At 74.4% G+C, this 324-nt stretch carries 1 pseudogene; it reads left to right on the forward strand.

Annotated elements, in window-relative coordinates:
* Positions 1–324, forward strand: a pseudogene (locus tag VR45_RS09725) (heavy metal translocating P-type ATPase); the annotation flags it as partial.

Consider the following 324-nt stretch of genomic DNA (forward strand, 5'->3'; position numbering starts at 1 on the left):
TTCGTGGTCCGTCCCGGGGAGAAGATCGCCACCGACGGCGTGGTGGTGGAGGGTGCCTCGGCCGTGGACGCCTCGATGCTGACCGGTGAGTCCGTGCCGGTCGAGGTGGCGGTCGGCGACACCGTCACCGGCGCCACCGTGAACGCCGGCGGCCGGCTGGTGGTGGAGGCCACCCGGGTCGGCGCGGACACCCGGCTCGCCCGGATGGCCCGGCTGGTCGAGGACGCCCAGAACGGCAAGGCCGCCGCCCAGCGGCTCGCCGACCGCATCTCCGCCGTCTTCGTGCCGGTGGTCATCCTGATCGCGCTCGGCACCCTGATCGGC

Source organism: Streptomyces sp. NRRL S-495 (assembly GCF_000966955.1).
Taxonomy (GTDB): Bacteria; Actinomycetota; Actinomycetes; order Streptomycetales; family Streptomycetaceae; genus Kitasatospora; species Kitasatospora purpeofusca.